The organism is Peribacillus sp. Bi134 (assembly GCF_918698065.1).
Taxonomy (GTDB): Bacteria; Bacillota; Bacilli; order Bacillales; family DSM-1321; genus Peribacillus.
Window position 1 is genome coordinate 45,558 of sequence record NZ_CAKKLN010000003.1, and the last position, 19,918, is coordinate 65,475.

The following is a 19,918-nucleotide window of genomic DNA, read 5'->3' on the forward strand; positions in this document are numbered from 1 at the left end:
TTAATACAAATTTAAACCAACCTTATATTTATATTGATTTAATAGTTCTGGAAGTGGTGAAACTTTTAAATTAAGGTCGGTAGGAGGAAGGTAGATTGTCAAAGGAAATAATGAGTTACATTGACTATTCAATGGAGAAAATTCCAGGGGGCGAAATAGAATTAAGGGACGATAGAATTAAAAGCAAATGGAAAGCTGAAATAAGACCGTTCCTTCTTGCACGTTATCCTGTTACTATGGATTTCTACTATGCCATTACAAATAAATCACCTAATTCTTTTGATCGGGATCTAAAACCTGTTGTGAATATCTCTTGGAATGATGCAATTTCTTTTTGTAATCTGCTTTCACAGAAAGCTGGACTGGGAGAGTGTTATTCTAAAAATGGGGAAAACATTGTTTGTGATTGGGAATCAAGCGGTTTTCGACTTCCTTCAGAAGCGGAGTGGCAATATGCATGTAAAGCCGGGACTCCTGGTTATAGATACGGAGAGCTGAATGAGATTGCCTGGTATAACGAAAATTCAGGGGGCATGATCCATGAAGTAGGAACAAAGGAACGGAATCCATGGGGGCTGCATGATATGTTAGGGAATGTTTGGGAATGGTGCTGGGACTTATATGATGAACAAGTGTACGGCACCTACCGTATTTTTCGAGGGGGGAGCTGGGCTGAGGATGCTAGAGGTTGTGGAGCTTCATGTCGCCGGCGCAGCCATCCGACATTTTGTATAGACGACCTAGGATTCCGTCTTGCCCGGTCTTTTTAACCTTAGCAAACAAGCCATATCCATTCAAAACTCAAAGCTTTATCTTAGTTGTACATCTATTCATATTTATTACCAGTTTCTTGGTAGAATTCCGATGGGAACAAAATAAAAACCTGAAAAATTTTCAGGTTTTTTATAATTTCTTCATTCGGTCCTTAAACTAGAAGGAACTTTGTTAACCATTGATATGACAGCGGAAACCAGCCTTGATCCTGTCTCAAAAAAAGAAATCATTAACTTTTATAATTTAAGGGAATTATTGACGCAATCCGAATGGTTAAAGGCCTTCCAACAAAACGGATTTACAGATTTAAAAATCTTGAAATCAAGTACCGTCTTAGAGGAATTAATGAATTCTTCAGCATCAAATAGATCCATTCAGCCTTTGAATGGATCCTTGGAACGAGTCATGGACGCACATTACCGCCTCATTTTATCTTACGGAAACAGCCTCGGTTATAGAGTATACAGAGCAAGTAAAAAATAGGGCATTCATCATGAATAAGGCAGCTTAATATGTGTCTGGAATCTTGAACACAATGATAAAAACCTGGAACAAGTTCAAGGTTTAAAGGGATGGTCCTATTTAGACGATGATCTGTACACAATTTCGGCCATTCTTCTTTGCGGCATATAAGGCTTGGTCGGCCCGTGGCATCAATGTTTTGATGGAAATGCTTCGGTCACCAGCTTCAATTAATGCAGTAGTCACCCCGAAACTGCAGGTAACGGAAATCATCTCTTCATTAACCACTGCAATACTTTCAGAAACCTTTTCCCTTATCATATCGGCCAACTCATATGCAGCGGGTAAAGCGGTATTCGGCAAACATATGATAAATTCTTCACCGCCATAACGCCCCAACAAATCTCCTTCCCGAATGTTTTCCTTTGCAATATTCGCTACAAGCGTTATAGCCGCATCCCCTGCTTCATGTCCAAAAGTATCATTTACATTTTTGAAATGATCGATATCAAACATGATGACTGAAACATTGCCGCCTTCCATGCTTAGAGCATCAAATAAAATTTCCGATTTTTTGATAAAAAATGTTCTATTCAATATTTGGGTTAATCCGTCCAAGCTGGCAAGTTGCTTCATCTTTTCCAGCATGAGTACTCTTTCAGTTACATCGGCGAAGGTAATGATCTGTCCGATAGACAGGTTGTTTTTGTTGAACACGGGTGAAAAACCAATATGGTAATGTACCATATCACCATTTATGCTGCAATTAAAGTCACTGTCCTGTTTAAGGTCGATTATTCCCCTAAGAAGTTGATTCCCATTTAGCACACTTGTAATCGATTTACCAATGGAATGTTCATCCAACATGGGCAAAAATTTGCGCATTCCACGGTTATAGTCGACAATCAACCCCTGTTGATTTAAAACGATTACTCCCTCTTTCATACTTTCAAAGACGGTTTCCCGAGCGATCGGGGCTACATTGAACATTTGAAAAGTCAAAAGTGCCGCACCATGAAAGATAAACGTGATACTCATGGATACAGGACCAAGATCGATACCATATGAGCTTAGTCCATTTATATAAAAATAATTTGCTATTATAGGAATAAGAAGACCTGCCACCATCATTGATATTTGCATCCTGAATCTGAATGAAGATTTTTTCACCTGTTTTAGCAATATTATTATACTTATCATCACACATAAAAAAAGAAACAGGGAGTGTACGTAAAACCAAGGGCCGCCCACCAGTTTAATAATTGGAAAAGGACTATTGCTTCTCAACTCCATTGATTTGTAATATAAGTGATGAAGGTCATTTGTAAAATGCATGAAAATGGTGATGAACGGTATGATGAAGAGTGCATATTGCCAGACCTTCTTAATTCTCTGACCTACATATTCAATGCACATCAACAAAAGGAATACTGGGATGAATGGTAATGCCAAGTACTCGACCCTTAACCAGAATATGATTTGTTCTAACGATGTACTGGAAAGTTCGAAAGCATAAGAAAAAGTAAAGATGGAAGACAATAATGTCACGAGAATATAGGCTTTTGCTCCAGGTGCATCCTTGATCTTTAACTGTGCAAATAAACACAGAAACAAGCTTGAAGCACCTGCTATTATAAGTACGAGTATGTATAACAATAACTCCCGTGGCAATGCGAATCAACTCCGTTTAACAAAAAAATAGTTTTCCGTATATTATATAGCACTTTATGACTAGGTGACTAGAGTTTATTCAGGGAATTCTGAATTTTAAATCCCTTATTTACTTACACCCCAAACCGCCGAATAAAATAAACATCCAGTTTTACAACATGAAAAACCCTGCTTCATCACCTTGAACGTGAGTGGCAGGGTTGATAATTCAAATAAATGAAGTATTTAGGTACGGATTATACCTTCTCTGTTACTGCTGTGAATCGCTTTAAGAATGAAAGTATTTTTTGGTAGACCGCAATTTCATTTTCTTTTTTGGAAAATCCATGTCCCTCATCTTCCAGAAGCATATAATCGACATCTCTTCCTTTACCCTTCAAGGCTTGAACGATTTGATCTGATTCCTCTTTGACGACACGGGGATCGTTTGCTCCTTGAATGACGAGCATTGGCTTTATCATCGATTCTAAATAGGTGATAGGCGAATACTCGATTAGTTTTTCTTTATCTTTTTCCGGATTTCCTACCCACTGATCCATGATTGCCTTCCAGTCTTCTGGAACGGAATTGATAAATGAGAAGAGGTTGGATGGACCGAAAATATCGACAACTGCCTTAAAATAATCTGCATGTCTTCCGTGGAGCAGAAGTGCCATATACCCTCCGAAGCTTCCCCCCATCAATAAGATGTTACCTTTTTGTGCATGTCCTTGGTCTATTAGCCAATCAAGGCCGGCTACATTATCAAGTCGTGGCCCATTTCCCCAATCTCCCTCTACCATTTTCGTGAATTCCAAACCATAACCAGTGGAACCGCGGAAGTTTGGCGCAAAAATACTGTAACCGTGATTCAGGAAAAATTGAAATGAAGCTCTGAAGGACTTCCGTTCTGCCGCTTGAGGTCCTCCATGAGGCCAAAAAATGATTTCACCATTGTCATTTTCCTTTTTTGCCCTAAAAAATAACGACTCGATCTCCAGGCCATCAAAGGAAGTGTATGTAATGATGTCGGGTTCAACCAATGCATCAGAATCGACGCCAGGAACAGTATATTTAGTTAATGATACCCACTTATCACCTGTATTTTTATAGATATTATGAGGTTTTGTTGCGCCCATGCCAAATAAGTAAAGCGTGCCTGATGCAGCAACCTCAAGCTTATTAATGACGCTGCATGGTACGGGGATGTTTCTCCAATTTTCATTTTGCAGATTGAATTCATATAATTGATCCTCTACACCCTTTTGGCTGGTTATATATAAAAGTTGATTCTCTTTACTATAATTAATGGCAGTAAAACTCTCATTCTCCAATTCTTTAATTTTACAGAATTTATTTGTTTCAAGGTTGTATGAAGCCATATAGGTAAAGTCCGAATCATAATCAGTCAATAAATATATCATCGAATCTGAAACAAAAACACCATCACTCACTGTGTGCTGTTTCTCAGTGGGCGGAGTGAGCAGGATATCTTCGTTCCCATTTTTTGCATAGAGTAGGGTATTTGTATTGGAAAAGTGTTTATAGTAAAGTAAGGTTTCTTCATCAGGGCTAAAGCCAAATAAATAGGTCGCTGCATCCTTCCCCTCCAATACCAGCTTTTCCTGTCCTGATTCTAAATCTAAACAATAGGCATTTAGAAAGGAAGCATTTCCTCTGGATGTCGTGTAATAGAGCTTTTTACTGTCATTCGATAATTTCGGCATGAAATTACGTGTTTCATGATGAACGATTCCCTTCATTGTCCCGCCATTCAAAGGAACCCCGTAAAACTGGGTATTTTCATTACCGTCTTGATCGAAACCAGCAATTATGAACCGGCTCTTCTTATCATATATCAGTGCTTGGCAGCTTTGATCAATGGATGTAAGCGGATAAGGAAAGGAGTTTGGCAAATCCATTCCCCATAAATTATACTTGCCGCTCAAATTGGTACTGAAAACCAGATGTTTTTCATCTGGACTTACGGCAAAATCAGCAATGGAAAAAGTTCGTAAAAATTGTTCAACATCAGATTTTGGAAAAGTGATCATTTTGGCAGCCCCTCACATTTATAATATAAAGAAAAATCTGTAGTTAATTATACCATATTTTTCCTTGGTGGTATAAGTAAACTGTCTATGGAAGCAGAGGATTCTAGTTTGCTATTCTAGTAAAAAAACTTATGTAACTATGCCTCTATTTTGGAAAAACGATTATTCAGCGTTTTGTCATCCGATATAATGATGTTAAAAGCAAGTTTAAATACGAAAAAAGCTTAAGAGTATTGGGCTCTTAAGCTTTTTAAGCATCAATCGATATATCTTCTTGCTCCGGCATATTCCTCCCCGTATCCCGATGTTTTTATTTCATCTATCCTTACATGTGTTGAGCTGTTAGGCGAATGGATCATTTTGCCGTCACCAATATACATTCCGACATGATGGACCCTCCCTTTCCCTTTTTCATAGGCAAAAAATAGTAAGTCACCTGGTTGAAGATTTTCTTGTTCTACCTTTTTGCCATGTTGCGCCTGAACGGAAGAGTCCCTTGGGATCGTTATTCCATTAGCATGGTACATTGTATAGGTAAATCCCGAACAGTCAAATCCAAAACCGGACATTCCAGCCCATAGGTAAGGAAGCCCTAAAAATCCTTTTCCTGATTCAACGATGTCATTTCCGGTTGGAGCAGCTATTTGTTTGTCATTTTGATAGACTGATACGTCCTGCTTTTCTATCCATTTTGCTCCATTACTCGGTGTCATCACCTTCACTTTATCTTTTTTCACCTGCAATAACGGGAGGCGGGTATCGAAGCTGACCTCCATGAATTTGGACCGAAGTTTCGAATCCGAATAAAGCCAAGTCTTTGGGGCATTTACAAGGGCATATCCTCGTTTAAATTGCTTCTCAAAAGAATTTCCGTCTTTTAATTGTGCCTTTGGCATCCATCCTGGATAACCAATATCATTGCGAGGCGTTGGTTGATTGGCAACGGCTACTTTCACCCATTCACCCCGTTCTTCTAAAATCGTCACTTTAGAACCGTATACTGCTTGTGTTTCCAGGTTACCAACAAGCCATAGCTTGTCTTCATATTTCATCGAGCCGATCCATGCATTCATATCAACGGGATTCGATGCAGAAGGAGCATCGATTTCCCTTAGTAATCCCGGCTCAGTCCAAAGAGTGGCCACGCTTACATCAACATAGGCAATTCTCTCCTTCTCTCTTGAACTAGCTTCATTAGGACTGAATACTAAAATACCAATAGCAAATAAAGACAGCACAAAAACGGTTAACCTTTTCAAAATAATCACCCTTTCGAATTTGTTTTTATTGAGAAAAAGAGGATTTCCTCTTGACTCCCAGTCCAGGTTTATCGGAAATTAGAAGTTGATCTTTCATAAATTGAATGCCTACATATGGCTCATTCTTAATCCATAATGGGGCATCTAAATCAATCTTCGTTATATTTGGGTGGGCGGTTGCCAGATGAGCCGCGGCCGCTACACTCACGGATGATTCCATCATACTCCCGATCATGCATTCCACCCCGGCTGCTTCTGCCATATCGGCAATTTGGAGTGCACGTCTAATTCCGCCTGTTTTCATTAATTTGATATTAAGGAGATCAACAGCATGTTCATTAAGGAGTTTCATGGCGTCACGAGGTGAAAACAAACTTTCATCGGCCATGATCGGCACTTGGACAGACCTCTTTATTTCTTTCAACCCTTCGATATCATGGGCTTTGACGGGTTGTTCCACTAAATCAACATTCAGCTTTCTTTCTTCGAGTTCATGAATAATGGAAATCGCTTGTTTTGTTGTCCACCCTTGATTTCCATCAATCCTGATCATAACCTGGTCGCCAACAGCAGCACGAATGCAGGCAACCCGCTCCACATCACTCTCCCAATCTTTCCCCAGTTTTATCTTCATCGTAGAAAACCCGCCATCAATGAGGGACAATGCCGCCTTTGCCATTTCTTCGGGTTCTCCAACGCTGATTGTCATATCATTTTTAAGGACGTTCGATTTACCGCCAAGATATTGATATAAAGGGAGTTGCCATCGTTTGCTGACTGCGTCGTACATAGCGATTTCAACAGCCGCTTTTGCACTTGTGTTACCTACACAGGATCGTTGGATAAGCTGAGACAATGCATTGATATTCTCGATGTCGTGCCCAATTAGATGTGGTGTGATCACTTCTTCAATGACCGTCATGATTCCTTTTGTAGAGTCACCTGTGATGGCAACCGTAGGGGCTGCAGCCCCCAAACCTTCCGTCCCATCCTCCAACTTTACGGAAACCATGATATTTTCAATTTCCATTGCTGTACGTAATGCAGTCTTGAATGGCTTGACAAGCGGCAAGGTTTCCACTGATACTTGTAATCTTTCTATCTTCATATTAACAACCCTTCCTTAAAAGCTTGAGAGTATATATGATGTAAGAATTCCAAAATAGGTGCCCAGAAGACTGCCCAGTACAGCCATCAATATCCCGACCGGTATTAGCGCCCGGTTGAAAGAACCTGCCAATATAGGAGCTGATGCCACACCCCCTATATTGGCCAATGAGGCAACTCCCATTGTAAATAGATCCAATTTAAAGATCTTGGCCAAAATGACCATGATCAATCCATGAAAGAATAGAATCATAAATCCGGATAAAATATATACAGGTGCTTGAAACAGCTGTGAAAAATCGGCATGGGAAGCAATTAATCCAATGACTATATAAAGCATGACTTTGGAAATTTCCATAGAACCGGCAATACGTCCAACCTTTGTGACAGCCAGAATTAAACCTAAGGTAGAAGCGATGATGATCGTCCAAGTGGTTCCATTCACAGCGGCACCGAGTACCGGCAGTCTCTCCCCAATTTTTGTTGCCCCTGCTGAAACAATTAATGCCAGCGCCAAGAAACCGATCAATTCCACGAATCCAAATTCCGCGTTGGCGGTTTCACCGGCTTCAAGCTCGGAAGTCATTTGATCAATGAAAGATGTATCCGCTTTAGTCCAAATGTTGAATTTTCCAGCAAGAGGCACCAGCCAAAACAAGAACATGACCCAAATGGAATAATTGACTGTATCCATGATCAACGCATAGCCAAAAATATTTTCAGGCACATCGAGTATGCCTTGCAAGATCACCATATTGGCAGATCCCCCTGTCCAGCTTGCGCTCAAAGCCGAGAATGCCTTCCAAGTTCCTTCCGCATAAAAGCCATTCATTAAAACGTAAGTAAGTGTGAACCCTCCAATAATGCTGAATGAAGCTGCAAAAAATGTTAACAGCATCTTTGGGCCAAGTCTGATTATTTTCCGCATATCGCATTGCAAAAGCATCAGCATCAACATGGCTGGCAGCAGGAGTCCTCGTATGGTGCTATATGCACTTTCGACTGACTCACTATCTGAAAAGACCCCAAATGTTTTCATCAGAGCCGCTCCAATATAAATAAGGACAATCCCAGGAACATACTTGAAGAACTTTCCTCCAATCTTTTTTTCCGCTACGGCAATCACGGCAGTAAATGCCAATAAAAAACAGACAAACATCACACCATCTTGAATCATATTCCATACCTCCTTATATTTAGGGATTTAGGGGATTTCATGATAATAAAATCTATTCAAACCCGCCAATGAAGTCTTCATGGCCCTACATAAAAAAATCCAGCTGCCAAAGAGCGCCTACACACTCTTTAACAGCTGGATTTCAATTGCGATTGACAAAAGAAGCAGCTATAACTTATAAAGTTGCTGATATTTAATGCTGGCATTTCTTAGGGCGACGGTCAGTGCTTTCTGAGATGAACCAAAGTACCGTTGCTCAATTTCTTTCTCCAATTCATCGGGCCTAAGAATGGATTTACCAACTAACATGGAATGAATGAAGCGTGATGTAATCGATATCGTGGTCGAGCATTCCGCATCCACTATTTCATGCGTTTCTCGATCAATGACGAACCCGATAAAAAAGCAGTTGAATTGCTGTGTAATTGGATTATTGGACGCCGCCTTCGATTCGCCGACTATATATACTGTATTCTGCTGAAACATACTTATTGTGCCTCCTGCCATTACAGACATCATAACAGGTATAAATAGGGTGACTATCTATATTATTACAATATGAAATGGTTACATATATTCTAATATATATAGCCAGCATTTGACAATATATTTTGTATATTAAGTCAATTACCGATTCCTGCGCAATAGGGTCATGATTCGACTTCCCCCGCACTTTATTCGGCCGTTCATGGATTAATTCGGCCTTCACAATCATTATTCGGGCTATGGTTCGGGATCCAACAGATCATTTCAGCCCTTCATACGGCTTATATTTCGCATACAACTCTTTTCGGCGATTGCGATCCTCGAAAGTGGTTGCTGCACCACTTTTTCGATTCTCATAAAGCTCGTCCATATCGACTGTACCGGTTATGATCGTATGTTCATTCATTACCGCCTCGGCTACTATTCCATTTGCTGGCCAAGCGCTATCACAGGGGCTAAGAATACTGGCGCTGCCATACCCGTTCGGCAGGGGTGCCCCTGGTTCTCCAACAGTGGGGCAATGAACAAAATATACCTGATTCTCGATTGCACGCGCATGAGCGCAATGGCGAACTCGCCAAAAACCAGCCTCTGTAAATGTGTATGATGGGCAAAAAATGATGTCGGCCCCATTCACTGATAAAATCCTTGAAATTTCAGGTATCTCCGCTTCATAACATACCGCTATCCCTATCTTAACCGGACCCACGGAATAAACTTCCAAATCATCACCTTCAGAAGTATGCCAATTTGCTTCAGCGGGAAAGATATGAGTTTTTTTATGCTCACCGACTGATCCGTCTTTATCAAAAATGTATGCAATATTGAAGTATTCCTTTTCGCGTCGTTCCAGATGCGTGCCGGCAATGATGACCTGTTTTCTTTTTCTTGAGAGTGACCTGAAAAGATCTTTGTATTGATTGGTATATTCATCAATCCTGGTAAGGGACGAAGCATCCTGTTCTCCAAAGGCCGCTGATAACCCTATGGTTAACAGTTCAGGAAAAATGATATAATCCGAGTTTTCGGGAACTTGGGTAATCAACTCTTCTACTTGTTCCTGAAATTCATTGAAGGTTGACACCTTTTCTACACGAAATTGACAAGCCGTTATTTTAATTTTCACAAAAGCCCTCCCAAATCATGCTTTTATCCGTACTTCGATTAGTCTTGTTTAAAAGAAATCAGGATATCTTATCCAGATCATTCATTTCGGTCTGTTGCATAGAGATATGTTTAGTCAGTGCACTTACAATGAATGTTACTAGTATATTAATCAATAAAGCTATGACGCCTGTACTGATATCATTAATTACATGTGGGGTATCCGGCAGGAATGTAGCAACCTTCACATCTGCAATTGTCGCATATAAAACAATCAGGACGCCTGCCAATATTCCTGCCATTGCACCATACTTATTGATAATATTTGTTTTTGGCAAGCTGCAAAACAAGGAAGGTGCCAGTTGGGTAATTAAACTGTATGACATGATATTCAAGATGGCCAAAGCCTCGCCGCCCGTTACCGTTACAATTAAAGCAATGATTGAGATACCAATAATAATGATTCTTGAGACAATCAATTGATGTGTTTCAGTTGCAGCGGGAACCAGAACTTTATAAAAGCTATTTGTCAGACCTACCGATGCAGCCATTAGCATGACTGAAGCCGGTACAAGTGCCGTCAATAAACCTGCAGCTCCGATAACCCCAATCACCCATGGATCGAATGTTTGGATCGCCAGCCTTAAAAGTGAGAGATCCCCATCAGCTCCTTGCAAACCCGGGATTTCCATGATGGCTGTAAACCCAATGAAAAAAACGAAAAGCAATAACAATGTGTATAACGGTAAAGCAATCGCATTTTTGCGAAGGGTTCTTTCTCCATTAGACGATAAAACGACCATGAATGTTTGTGGCAGCAAATAAAATCCTAGTGCATTCAGCAAAACGGTGGACACAAACCAGGACTGACTCAATCCCTGATCTGCCAAAACCAACATTTCCGGTTTAGCAGCCTGCACGGTCTCGAACATTGGCTGTATGCCTCCGAAATAATGAAATGGAATGTAAATCCCTAAAAAGATAACGACAACCAAAATCATGAAATCTTTCAGTATGGCTGTCCATGCTGAACCATGAATGCCTGAGATCATCACATAGGTAGTTACAACTACAGCACCGATGACACTTGCAGCAACTGGTGAAATTGCTCCGTAAGACGCTTCGGAAACAATGATACCTAATCCTTTGAGCTGTATGACTATGTACGGCACGAGGGCTAAGCTTCCCAACACAGCAACGATCATTCCCATTGACCTGCTTTTATATTTAGCCGCAAAATACTCTGGCTGAGAGATAATGGAATGACGTTTTGAATATCTCCATATTTTAGGAACGAGCCAATATGATAGGACGTAGGCTAAGAATATATAGGCGGGAACATAATAAGCAGCGGCACCTTTCGAGTAAGCCCACCCACTTCCGCCCAGGAATGTAAAAGTTGTATAAATTTCACCTGCTATCAGCAGAAAAATGAAGAATGTACCGAAGCCCCTGCCTCCTACGGCAAATTGCTCCATGTCCATATCCTTTCCTTTTCTTGCTTTTATCCCTAAATAAAGTGCTAGAACCAAGAAGATGGAAATGATGAGTAATGAGATATTCATTCAGAATCACTCCCTTTATTATCAGGATCGAACTTATAGACAATCATTAAGATAATCGATGCCATCACCATCCAAAATGCAACCCAAAATAACAAAAAAGGCATCCCCAATATGTACGGTTCTATTTTATTTGCGTAGGGCAATAAACCTAAAAACCCTATAAACGGAACAAAAAGCAATAGCTTAATAGCATCCAAATTATACCCTCCCCCATTTAGGTTCCTTACACGGATGCATCACCATTAGTCAAGCTGACTTTCATACTGAACTGATGGTTTGAAGCACCCTTTGTTTACTTTCATTACCTGCTTACAATCGACCATATTTTCGTCTTAAGATGACTGGATGGCCAGGACCGTTTCCAGTATTACATTGACGCCTTTTTCACAATCTTCCCAACTAGTAAGTTCCTCTTCACAATGACTTTTACCGTTGATGCTTGGAACGAAAACCATGGCAGTAGGTATATAACTAGCTATAAACTGTGCATCATGTCCTGCACCGCTTACCATTCTTTTATAGGGTAGGTCTAGATAATTGGTCGATTGCTCAAGCAAATTGCAAATGGATTTGTCGAACCAAACGGTATCCCTGTCCCACAATTTTTTCGCTTGGATGTCGCAGCCGTCTTCTGAACCTGTAGTTATAAGGCTTTTAATGACTTCCTCCACCTTTTCGATGACTTTGGAATCCTTATGTCTTGCCTCTAGCGAAAAAACCACTTTATTAGGGATCACCGTATGGATATTGGGAAACACATTCACCCTGCCCATCGTGAAAACCAAATCGTCATCAAGCATGCCTAGCTTCTGACGAGCCTCCATAATCAAGCTATTCGCAGTGAAGAAAGCATCTTTTCTCATATTCATTGGGGTGGTTCCTGCATGATCGGATTCGCCTGTAACTTCTATCTCATAGCACACCATACCAAGGACACATTCAACGACACCGATCGTGAGAGATTCACGTTCAAGAATGGGCCCTTGTTCAATATGCAACTCTAGAAATGCAGTCGCTTCTTTTAAACGAGACTCTATATCCCCTGCATATCCAATGGCATTCAAAGCACTCTTGAAAGTGGTTCCTTCACTATCCGTCTTTTGCAGCATGATGGATTTTTCGAATTTACCTGAAAGAACTCCCGACGACATCATGGAAGGCTCGAATCTGGCTCCCTCTTCGTTCGTAAAATTGACGATCATTACCGGAATTTTAGGTTGGATATTATTTTCGACCAGAGTCCGAACGACTTCCAAGCCAGCAGCTACACCCAAGATACCATCAAACCGACCGCCTTTTTTTACTGTATCCATATGTGATCCCATTACAATAGGAGGTTTATTTTCAAGTCCCGCCAAAGTAGCGTAAATATTCCCCATATCATCAACCTTAATTGTCATACCCAATTCTTTACAGCAAGCGCAAAAGTAATCACGGACTAATCGATCTTCTTCGGAAAGGGATAGCCTTGTGACTCCGTTGTTTTCTGTTCGTCCAAAATCAGCAAATTTCTCAAGCGTTCGACTCAGCCTCTCACCATTAATTAATAATTTTTGCTTTTTCATAGCGTATATCCCCCTTTTTTAATAACTTGCTAAATCCCACTTACGTTCGCTTAAGCCAAAAAAATGAAAGTGAAGGTCTTGTTGTTTTAGAGTAGTTACGCTAGATTATATTTCTACCAATGTTTCCCTATGATAAAGAATCTCCCCATTCAGAATCGTTGATTCAACTTTCAAATCCTTGATATTTTGGGAATCCACTTTCAATATACTATCATTCAATACTACTAGATCGGCCAGCTTACCTGCCTCCAGGCTGCCTTTGACATCTTCATCGAAACTCGCAAACGCGCCATTCCAAGTGTATAGTTTAATGGCTTCCAATACGCTAATCGATTGAACCGTACCTATTTTCGTACCTGACCTGCTTGTTCTATTAACTGCAACGTGTATGCCTAATAAAGGGTCGTGATCAGTAACCGGAGCATCGGAACCGCCTGCGGCCAAGATTCCATTATCAATAAAATCACGGGCGGCGTACATGTGGTTGACCCTATTACCGTAATGTTCAATATATATATCACCGAATTCATAAGGAAATGGGGGGTTGGGGATTGGGATGATTTCAAGTTCTTTCATCCTCATTTGTAAATCTGGAGAAGATATTCCGGCATGCTCGATCCTATGTCTATGATCTTTTCTTGGCGATTCATTCAAAGCCTTTTCCACGCAATTTAAATACATCTCTATCGCTTTGTCTCCTTGGGCATGGACTGTGATCTGATAGCCTTTTTTATGTGCTTGACCTAATACTTGATAGATTTCCTCTTCTTTATAATAAAGAATTCCGGAATAACCTGGATCACTCGAATAGGGCTTACGGGTAGCAATTGTCGGTCCGGTACTGCTGCCATCCGTAAACAATTTAGCTGGTCCGATTTTGAATCTTTCGTCCCCAGTTCCGGTTATGACTCCCGAATCCACCATTTTATTTACAAATTCATGGGAATTATTCAATGAACCGACCATCGCATAGATTCGGACACGAATATCCTTATTTTTTATGGCCTGCTGCATTAAACGGAAACTTTCAGGACCATGGGCACCTGCTTCATGAATGCTTGTTATGCCTGCTGCTATGAAATGCTCAGATGCTATTTTCACTGCTTTCAACAGTTCACTCTCAGAATAACTTGCTCTGTCGGCCATTATCATATTTGCTGTTTCAATGAGTTTGCCTGTAATTCTTCCCTTCCTATCCTTTTCTATGATCCCTCCAGTTGGATTCTCTGAGTTCTCATCTATTCCGGCAATCTCTAACGCCCTGCTATTCACCACACTAATATGGCTGCATGTACGGGTTACAATAATGGGATGGTCCGTTGAAATAGCATCCAATTCCGCTATTGTAGGATAACGTTTTTCTTTCACAGCAGTCTCATTGAAGCCCCAGGCACGAATCCATTCACCTTTAGGGATTGTCGAAGCTTGCTTCTTCAGATCGACTAACAGATCTTCTACCGATTTGATATGCTCAGCTTTACAACTTACTGCCAATTGATTGACACCGTACAATATAAGATGAATATGAGAATCTATAAATCCAGGTAGTAATGACTTTCCCTGCAAATCAATCACATTTGTTTCATCACCGATAAATACCTTGATTTCCTGATTCGTTCCGACTGCCAAGATACGATCACCTTTAATAGCAAGGGCTTCTGCTACTTCATTTTTTTGATTTACGGTTATGACCTCGCCATTTATGAACACAATATCTGCTTTCAAACAACACACCCCTTCCTTATTGGTCATACTCATTACCACTTCATCATCATTTACTGCCTTCCACTTTCACATATCGGAATATTCTGTTTTTAATAGATTCATTATATCCACACCAGTTAGTGAAATCATTAGACAAATAGTCAAAAATTCAATTGTTTTTTTATACCTTTTATATAATTATGTCTTATTTCCAATGGTTTGCTGGCCCAGTCGCCTAAAGGACAAAAAAAAGGATAGATAGCTGCTGATATGCCTATCTATCCCTCCATTTTTCAATTTACAACCCATTCAATCTCCCGATAATGCCAATGGTCAAATACTGTTTGTTAGCATTAAAATCCCATGTCCAGTATCGAAGGCTTAATTCACTTTTTTCCACTTTTTCAATAAACGTTTTTACCCCTATCAATGCTGCCCCGTATCCCACGTTCGAGGCCAATGCAAAGATGGCATTCAGCCCTTCATTAATGGTATCCATATACTCAGGTTCGATTTTTAAGATATCAGACCATGTAATACAGAATCCTTTTTGCTTGGCACATTTAGATATAGAGTGATTCATTGTACGAACGATTTCATCCCTTAAATCTAAAATTCCATTTTTCAGCTCTTCTGCGTCTTTATTCTGATAGTGGTTTGCATGATCAGAAAGCAGTTCCTTGGCCCAATTATAAAATAGTTGGGTATAAATGGCGGAAGTTGCCACGATATCAAAATCATTATAATAATTAGCAAAAACCCTTTCAGAAAGCTGACCTAACCGATTCTCGGTATCCTTTAAATATTGAATAATTCCCTTTGCCGTTTCACCACGATTCAGCATGGAAGATAGGTGGCGATCAAAATCCACTTTATCGAGGCCTGTTACATCGATTGCAACAAGTTGAATTTTCTCACGGGTACGTTCAGGCAAATTCGCCGTACCCTTTTCCATACTTTCCATATCAATATCAAATAGATATATGGAGTTGCACTTAGTTGCCAGATATTCTAAATCCAAATCATCGCAATTGCCTGCACCAACGATAGCCACTTTATCAACGAACGCTTTTTTCGAAAATACGGCATCGAATAAACCTGTAACTTGTAGACGATGCTGTTTCCAACGCAACTTTCTGTATTCATCCCGATTATGATTCATTTTTCTTTGATAGGTTTCCAAGTTGATCTCCCCCTTTGGGTATTAACCATTTAAATATTGTAACAAAGTATCCCGATATTTTGGAGGTAAGGTAATTTAGATTTCGCATAGTAAAATAAGCGGTAAAAATGTTAGAATAATATGGGAATTATTGAGAAATAGCAGAGATAACAGGAGGGTGTTCCTTGAGTAAAACAAAAAAGATTTTACTGGCTTTACTAGGTGTTTTTTTAATCATCTTGTCCGGTGTGATGCTTCTTATGTTTTCATTCACACAAAGTATGAAAGCAGATCCTGATGAAGAAAAGAAAGTCCGGGATCAAGCTGAACGATATTTAGAGAAAACTTTTGATGAAGGAACCGAAATATATGATGTCTTATACGATAATATGGGAAACTGGGGCCATTTTGAATACGCAGCTAAAGTGAAACTTGAAAAATATGGGACTCAATTTCTAGTTTTCTTCAATGATGAAACAGGGGAAATGGAGGATACATTCCTATCTGAAAAATGGCAAGATGATGCAGAAAAAGAAATCCGGCCTTATGTTGAAAAAGAACTAGGTGACGTGTTGATATCCAAGGAACTGGGAGATATTACAGAGAATGAAGATTGGGAGGAGATTCAAGAAGAAATAGGCGATTATAATCAATTACTCTTGGTGTTTGATGAGGGTGTCGGGAAAGAATTGAAGATTGATCCGAATATACCGGCCAGCTATAAAGATTATGATGTTTCCCCAACCATACGGATTACCCTTTCACGTAAGAAACAGGACGCAGATGAAGACCGTTTTACCGCAGTCATCAATGCCTTAAAAAACGATAGAGTCCTTAAACATGGAAACATGATTGTAGAATATATCAGTACTAATGGTGTGCCGCTTGAAGATGAGGAATGGAGTGAAAAATTTTAAAACAATCATATAGTTTAACAGTAAGGTAAAGAGCAGCAATCCAGCCTGCCGCTCTTTATCCTGTTTTGTTTAATGGAAAACAAACCCTTCCATATGACTTTTAGCCCTGTCAAATTATCCAATTTTTTGGTCGGAAATATTTTTGATTCTTCTGATCGTCTTTTTTTTCATGCTATTTGCCGCTAGTACACAAACCATACTGAAGATGAATAAACAAAGAAAGAAGATCCATGCTGCACGGTAACTTTCTGTCAAATCATAGATTACACCCGAAACGATCACACCCAATGAGCCTGCCGCCACAAAAAAAACTTGCACTATGCCAAAGATGGAGCCGAAGTCCTTCTTTCCAAAGATATCATTTGTCATGAAGGGAGGCCCAAGAGTGGATATCACAATGCTAAAGCCAAAGGCGATGGCGAATAAGAATGCGAATGCCTGTGTCTTCGCTAACAATAGCGCTGCCATAGCAATCGTCATGCAGGCGCCTACATAAATGGCGCCGCCTGCCGTACCGTACTTATCCAAAACAGCTCCTAAAATCAATTTCCCAACCGTATTTGCCAAAGATAGTATTCCAAAAATGGTGCCAGCAAATATGGCTGGATGCCCTATATCGATCAAGTATGCCGGGATATGCATTTGCACCCCGCCAGCGACTAATGCAAAACAAACGATTCCAAGTACGAAAATCCAAAACATTGCTGTCTTCTTTGCTTCCCCCATCGTTAAGCCATTCTGTTCAGATTCCACATTAGTTTCGGCCATTTCCATTTTGTCAGAGCCCAATGGAACAAGGCCCTTTTCTGCGGGACTTTTCTTTGCAAATAGAAGAACCAAGGGTAATGTTAAGACAATTATCAGTATCCCTGCTATTACGTAGGCCGTTCTCCAACCATAATTTGAGATTAATTTTGTAATGATCGGACTGAGTACCGCTGCCCCAATTCCAGATCCCGCAAATGCCAAACCCATGGCCTTCCCTTTTTTCTCATAAAACCAATTGGTTAACATGATTGATATGGGAATATTGGAAAAGCCTGCAACACAGATGCCAATTACAAAGCCAATGATACTAAAATATACAGCTGAGTTTGCAAGCGAGTATGACATGAATCCTGCTCCGGCCATTACTACGCAAATTGACATGATCAATTTCATATTCCCTTTAGTGAGTAATTTACCCATGATCGGAGAAGCAACGGCCACTCCAAGGCCAGCAATGGAAAGTGCAATGGAAAAAGTGGTTCTGCTTATTCCTAAATCCTCTGTAACCGGGACCATGAACAAACTGTGCAGGGAATTTATTATCGAGAAACCGGCGAACATGATGAAAAAGCCACACAACACTACATACCATCCATAAAAAATGCCTTTAGAATCTTGTGCCATTTACAGAACCCCCAGTCCACTATTTACAGCAAATTCCCTGCTAATCTCATAAGAAATCATCCTATTTCCATATAAACGGTCTTTTCACGGGTATATTCAAGAATGGTATCCGTTCCAAATCCACTGCTTTTTTGGCCTCCAAATGGGAGTTCAGGCCCCACCCTGCGAAACAAGTTCACCCACACATTACCCGATTCCAGTTTGCGGACCATACGGTGTGCCCGATCCAAATTCGAAGTCCATACTCCAGCTCCTAAACCAAAATCACTGTCATTGGCTATGGTAATGGCTTCCTCTTCCGTATCAAAGGGGATAACGGTCGCTACCGGACCGAAGATTTCTTCTTGACAGATACGGAGAGAATTACTATTGACCTTGATCAATGTTGGCTCAACCCAATAGCCGTCAGCTAATTTGGGTTCATCAGGTAATAGGCTTACACCTCCATGACGGCCACCGATGATGATTTCCCCTCCTTCCTTTTGGCCTAATTCTATATATGAGAGGACTTTTTCATATTGAGCAGCGTTAGCGATCGGTCCCATTGAAATGGCTGGATTCATTGGATCACCCAGTTGAATTTGCTGTTCCATCACTTCTTTCATCCTAATGATCATTTCATCGAATATGGACCTTTGAATTAGAATCCTCGATCCGCCTACACATAGTTGGCCTGCGTTGCCGCTAAATATCCCAAAGTTTGTCACCCCTTGTGCTGCTTTTTCAAGGTTTGCATCCGCAAAGACTATGTTTGGCGATTTCCCGCCAAGTTCCAAAATCATGGGCTTAGGATTTCGTGCGGTCGATTGTGCTATCGCCCTTGCCGTTCCTCCAGAACCGGTCAGACTGATTTTGTTCACATCTGGATGGCTTACTAGAGTATCTCCCACTTCCGCTCCAGTTCCTGATACGACATTGAGGATTCCTGGCGGGAGGATTTCATTAATCAGGTCTCCGTATCGTAATGAAGCGACAGAAGCCAATTCAGATGGTTTGATAATGACAGCATTTCCTGCCGCAATCGCATAAGCCGCTTTAATGGTAAAAGTGAAAAGCGGTGAGTTCCATGGAAGGATTCCTACTACTACCCCTAGAGGTTCCCTCAATGAATAACCTACACTTGAAGGTCCCAATTGGACGGTATCTCCCTTACTTCCAATAGCTGTAGCACCTGCTGCATCATACCAAAGGCTTGCTAAACTGGGAATGAGGCCGTGGCTCGTTTCCCAGATCACCCAACCATTGTCTCTCGATTCCAACTCAGCTAGCTCTTCACCATGCTTTACGACCAAGTCACCTATTTTCCTCAGGTAAGCAGCCCGGTCCATAGCTGGTCTCGAAGACCAATCGGCAAAAGCGCTCCGGGCTGCTTCTACCGCCGCTTCAGCATCTTGAGCCATACTGCAAGGAATGGTTGCCCAAACCCTGCCTGTTGACGGATCGTAGCTCTCAATCCGCTTCCCGGAAGAAGCGGGAACCAGATCGCCATTAATCATATTCTTGTACTCTTTCACTTTATATGAAATTTCCAACCTTCATC

General features: G+C 40.7%; 17 protein-coding genes. 3 read left to right on the forward strand and 14 right to left on the reverse strand.

Features of this window, described 5'->3' with window-relative positions; translation table 11 throughout:
• The first annotated feature begins 131 nt into the window (after positions 1–131).
• Together LQ188_RS06160 and LQ188_RS06165 are read left to right on the forward strand one after the other, a co-directional pair.
• Entirely contained in the window at positions 132–770 is a 639-nt protein-coding gene (locus tag LQ188_RS06160) for an SUMF1/EgtB/PvdO family nonheme iron enzyme (protein ID WP_230176570.1), read from the forward strand.
• Positions 771–942: 172 nt separating this feature from the next.
• Complete coding sequence (locus tag LQ188_RS06165; protein WP_230176312.1) at positions 943–1,257, forward strand: hypothetical protein; 315 nt, start codon at positions 943–945, stop codon at positions 1,255–1,257.
• Positions 1,258–1,356: 99 nt separating this feature from the next.
• On the opposite strand, the gene LQ188_RS06170 is transcribed toward LQ188_RS06165, so the two are convergent.
• From LQ188_RS06170 to LQ188_RS06225, 12 genes are all read right to left on the reverse strand, one after another.
• Complete coding sequence (locus tag LQ188_RS06170) at positions 1,357–2,907, reverse strand: histidine kinase N-terminal 7TM domain-containing protein (RefSeq protein WP_230176313.1); 1,551 nt, start codon at positions 2,905–2,907, stop codon at positions 1,357–1,359.
• A 236-nt stretch (positions 2,908–3,143) separates the two neighbouring features.
• Positions 3,144–4,940, reverse strand: a complete 1,797-nt coding sequence (locus tag LQ188_RS06175) for a S9 family peptidase (RefSeq protein WP_230176314.1) — start codon at positions 4,938–4,940, stop codon at positions 3,144–3,146.
• Between the two features lie 257 nt (positions 4,941–5,197).
• Positions 5,198–6,199: a C40 family peptidase gene (locus tag LQ188_RS06180; RefSeq protein WP_230176315.1), complete on the reverse strand. Its 1,002-nt coding sequence runs from the start codon at positions 6,197–6,199 to the stop codon at positions 5,198–5,200.
• A gap of 25 nt (positions 6,200–6,224) precedes the next feature.
• The gene (locus tag LQ188_RS06185; protein ID WP_230176316.1) at positions 6,225–7,307 is read right to left on the reverse strand and encodes a dipeptide epimerase; all 1,083 of its coding nucleotides are present in this window, start codon (positions 7,305–7,307) and stop codon (positions 6,225–6,227) included.
• 15 nt (positions 7,308–7,322) lie between these two features.
• A complete protein-coding gene (locus LQ188_RS06190; protein ID WP_230176317.1) occupies positions 7,323–8,483 on the reverse strand; it encodes a DUF819 family protein in 1,161 nt (386 codons plus the stop codon).
• Between the two features lie 168 nt (positions 8,484–8,651).
• Entirely contained in the window at positions 8,652–8,969 is a 318-nt protein-coding gene (locus LQ188_RS06195; protein ID WP_101222095.1) for a DUF3870 domain-containing protein, read from the reverse strand.
• Positions 8,970–9,228: 259 nt separating this feature from the next.
• A complete protein-coding gene (locus tag LQ188_RS06200; RefSeq protein ID WP_230176318.1) occupies positions 9,229–10,095 on the reverse strand; it encodes a carbon-nitrogen hydrolase family protein in 867 nt (288 codons plus the stop codon).
• Between the two features lie 58 nt (positions 10,096–10,153).
• Positions 10,154–11,638 carry a sodium:solute symporter family protein gene (locus LQ188_RS06205; protein ID WP_101222093.1) on the reverse strand — a complete coding sequence of 495 codons (1,485 nt, stop codon included), beginning with the start codon at positions 11,636–11,638 and terminating at the stop codon, positions 10,154–10,156.
• The gene (locus LQ188_RS06210; RefSeq protein WP_095393819.1) at positions 11,635–11,835 is read right to left on the reverse strand and encodes a DUF3311 domain-containing protein; all 201 of its coding nucleotides are present in this window, start codon (positions 11,833–11,835) and stop codon (positions 11,635–11,637) included. The genes LQ188_RS06205 and LQ188_RS06210 overlap by 4 nt, the downstream gene beginning before the upstream one ends.
• 135 nt (positions 11,836–11,970) lie before the next feature.
• On the reverse strand, positions 11,971–13,203 hold the full coding sequence (locus LQ188_RS06215; RefSeq protein WP_230176319.1) for a Zn-dependent hydrolase: 1,233 nt from the start codon (positions 13,201–13,203) through the stop codon (positions 11,971–11,973).
• 105 nt (positions 13,204–13,308) lie between these two features.
• Positions 13,309–14,928 (reverse strand): amidohydrolase, encoded by a 1,620-nt coding sequence (locus LQ188_RS06220; protein ID WP_101222091.1) that lies wholly within the window; start codon positions 14,926–14,928, stop codon positions 13,309–13,311.
• 277 nt (positions 14,929–15,205) lie between these two features.
• The gene (locus LQ188_RS06225; RefSeq protein WP_101222090.1) at positions 15,206–16,090 is read right to left on the reverse strand and encodes a hypothetical protein; all 885 of its coding nucleotides are present in this window, start codon (positions 16,088–16,090) and stop codon (positions 15,206–15,208) included.
• Between the two features lie 164 nt (positions 16,091–16,254).
• Here LQ188_RS06225 and LQ188_RS06230 point away from each other — a divergent pair, with 164 nt between their 5' ends.
• Complete coding sequence (locus LQ188_RS06230) at positions 16,255–16,986, forward strand: alkaline shock response membrane anchor protein AmaP (protein ID WP_230176320.1); 732 nt, start codon at positions 16,255–16,257, stop codon at positions 16,984–16,986.
• A gap of 114 nt (positions 16,987–17,100) precedes the next feature.
• On the opposite strand, the gene LQ188_RS06235 is transcribed toward LQ188_RS06230, so the two are convergent.
• Positions 17,101–18,378 carry an MFS transporter gene (locus LQ188_RS06235; RefSeq protein WP_101222088.1) on the reverse strand — a complete coding sequence of 426 codons (1,278 nt, stop codon included), beginning with the start codon at positions 18,376–18,378 and terminating at the stop codon, positions 17,101–17,103.
• Positions 18,379–18,434: 56 nt separating this feature from the next.
• The gene (locus LQ188_RS06240) at positions 18,435–19,910 is read right to left on the reverse strand and encodes an aldehyde dehydrogenase family protein (protein WP_230176321.1); all 1,476 of its coding nucleotides are present in this window, start codon (positions 19,908–19,910) and stop codon (positions 18,435–18,437) included.
• Between the last annotated feature and the right edge of the window lie 8 nt (positions 19,911–19,918).

Bases quoted from the DNA above. Each gene is read 5' to 3' on its own strand.
- LQ188_RS06160 (WP_230176570.1), top strand. From the start codon at position 132: ATGGAGAAAATTCCAGGGGGCGAAATAGAATTAAGGGACGATAGAATT.
- LQ188_RS06215 (WP_230176319.1), bottom strand. From the start codon at position 13,203: ATGAAAAAGCAAAAATTATTAATTAATGGTGAGAGGCTGAGTCGAACG.
- LQ188_RS06235 (WP_101222088.1), bottom strand. From the start codon at position 18,378: ATGGCACAAGATTCTAAAGGCATTTTTTATGGATGGTATGTAGTGTTG.
- LQ188_RS06185 (WP_230176316.1), bottom strand. From the start codon at position 7,307: ATGAAGATAGAAAGATTACAAGTATCAGTGGAAACCTTGCCGCTTGTC.
- LQ188_RS06175 (WP_230176314.1), bottom strand. From the start codon at position 4,940: ATGATCACTTTTCCAAAATCTGATGTTGAACAATTTTTACGAACTTTT.
- LQ188_RS06205 (WP_101222093.1), bottom strand. From the start codon at position 11,638: ATGAATATCTCATTACTCATCATTTCCATCTTCTTGGTTCTAGCACTT.
- LQ188_RS06190 (WP_230176317.1), bottom strand. From the start codon at position 8,483: ATGATTCAAGATGGTGTGATGTTTGTCTGTTTTTTATTGGCATTTACT.
- LQ188_RS06195 (WP_101222095.1), bottom strand. From the start codon at position 8,969: ATGTTTCAGCAGAATACAGTATATATAGTCGGCGAATCGAAGGCGGCG.